Origin of the sequence: Rugamonas violacea, assembly GCF_016461825.1 — a bacterium.
Classification (GTDB): Bacteria; Pseudomonadota; Gammaproteobacteria; order Burkholderiales; family Burkholderiaceae_D; genus Rugamonas.
Genome location: NZ_JAEMNU010000143.1, coordinates 1 through 1958 on the forward strand (window position 1 = coordinate 1; position 1958 = coordinate 1958).

The 1958-nt window shown below is 56.5% G+C and carries 3 protein-coding genes; all 3 read left to right on the forward strand.

Features of this window, described 5'->3' with window-relative positions; genetic code table 11:
* Nucleotides 1–209, forward strand: a 209-nt coding sequence (locus H7U20_RS30585) for a hypothetical protein (RefSeq protein ID WP_233411130.1), incomplete at its 5' end; no start/stop codon positions are given.
* Nucleotides 206–433, forward strand: a complete 228-nt coding sequence (locus H7U20_RS26975) for a hypothetical protein (RefSeq protein ID WP_199762235.1) — start codon at nucleotides 206–208, stop codon at nucleotides 431–433. The genes H7U20_RS30585 and H7U20_RS26975, both read left to right, overlap by 4 nt.
* Before the next feature lie 840 nt (nucleotides 434–1273).
* Nucleotides 1274–1897 (forward strand): hypothetical protein, encoded by a 624-nt coding sequence (locus H7U20_RS26980; RefSeq protein ID WP_199762236.1) that lies wholly within the window; start codon nucleotides 1274–1276, stop codon nucleotides 1895–1897.
* Nucleotides 1898–1958: the final 61 nt, after the last annotated feature.

Here is a 1958-nt window from a genome sequence, read left to right on the forward strand (position 1 = left end):
CTGCTGCCGTGGAATGTGAAGGATTTGCATACCCCGGATTTAACCAGCATTCTGCCTGGCTGAATAGGTTGGGGTTCGTGGAGCGCTTACGTTTATTATTAGGCCGGCACCAGGAGTTCAGGGGAATGCAGGCGGTGCGTTTGAAGTCGTCGTCAAGCCAAATGGAGTCCAGGTTAACGCATTCAATGGGATTGGCGGAAAAAAAATGAATACGATCTTAGCATCTGAAAAAGCGTTCAGCTTGGCTGAGAATTTGGAGCAAGCAGGTTTCACTGAAAGCGCGGAAGCAATCCGTATAGCGATTTACGGTGGTGCAACGGGGTTAGAAATCGGCTTTCGATTAAGGCATCAACTTACTTTACTTCGAACTGAAGAACGAATTCCAAAGGATTCTCTGTTGAAGTTAGAAGAGATACAAAAACTCCTGAAGTAAGGCCGGAAGTCGGATTCAAACCCGGCACTCGGACGCGAGCTAGGCAAGCCAGCACTTCGCGCACTCATGCGAGGCGAAGCCTTGCGTGTGTTGGGTTAATGTTGGGTTTGCGTTCGACCCGGCTAACGGCGAAGCGCGGATGCAAGCGCCCTGGCGCGCGCGCCGTACCTCTGGCCGAAGCCGTGCGCCCCGGGGCGCACATGCCGGCCTGGCAGCCGCGCAGGGGCGCCAGACATAACGCCTGTTCCGCGAAGTCGGCCCACCAAGCGCAGCGACTGGTCGGGGTCACGGCGCGCGCGCCGACGGCGCTTGCACCCGCGCGGTGCCGTCAGCCAGGTCGAACGCAAACCCAACTTCAACAGTCAACCCCAGCGCAGCGCCCTGCGGGCGCCGCGCATCATGCCGCCAACAAGTCGTGCAGCAAAGGCGCTTCGCTGCATTTCTCCCAAAGGTCACAAAGACAAGTCCAAATAACCTTGCCCAGTATGGAGGTCACGATGTTAGACACGAGGTTCTGTTTGTTGGTGCCAGTACGTTTCTTAGTGCTCTTCGACATGGTGATACCTCATAAAAGTTGATCGAGGCGTGATCATCCACCGAGCTGAAAGAAAACTTGGAATTTAGTTTGTGCGGGAAAATCCGCACATCAAAGCCCTTGCGTCCGCGCGCGCAATCGGCCAAACTCGCGTCCAGGATTTTTTCGCTCTTTAACATCAATGCACCCGGGCCGACCGGCCCGCCAGCCCGCATCGCGCCTGGGTTTTCGGCTCCGAATTACGACCGTTCACGTCGGGGCCACGGATTGCTACAGATGCGTTCGGCAATGCGCTGGGGTCCAGCTTGGCGGAAGCTTCGAACGGTAGTGCACGGGGGGCTCAACTTGAGGCCGACCAGAAGCGTGCCGGGGCAGAAGATGCTGCGGCTCAGCGCTGGGCGTTCGAGCAAGAATCGAAGGCGCAGAACGCTGCACCTGTGGTCGTAACGTCGCCGCAATCTGAAAATGGCGTGTCAGCAGTTGACGATCCGAATATGCAGACCGTCATTGTTCCGGGCAAGCGCATGAGTGCTCAAGAGAGGGAGGACTACGATAAGTACGCAATGCGCATGTCAATGCTTCAGACATCGACAGCTTCTCGCTCGAATCGTTCCAGTGGAAAAGCACCTGCAGCAAGCCCATACCCAACGCTATCGGCCAATGAGGTCAAGTTGATGAGCCGCATGTTGAACGGGGCACCGGGAGCAGGTGGTAACGGAAGTGTCGTGTCGAAGCTGTCGTCCGGTCTCTCGCCATCACCGTTTGGTCGCGACCCTAGCTACGGCCCAGTGGACGTGCGGGGAGGCCCTGAAAGTTTGCGTTCGATCTATACGGTTCCGCAAGACATCCCAACGAACCTCTTGCATCCTGGCGAGAATATCAAAGGCAACTTGTTCTGTAACTGTTCAGCCGCTATGCAGCAGGCATGATCGGATCGCCAATAAATGCACGGTACAGCACGTCGAGCATGCTGTGGCCTTGCTTGCGCAG

What these genes read in the sequence shown, in the direction of transcription:
- H7U20_RS26975 (WP_199762235.1), top strand. Translation starts at nt 206, where the DNA reads ATGAATACGATCTTAGCATCTGAAAAAGCGTTCAGCTTGGCTGAGAAT.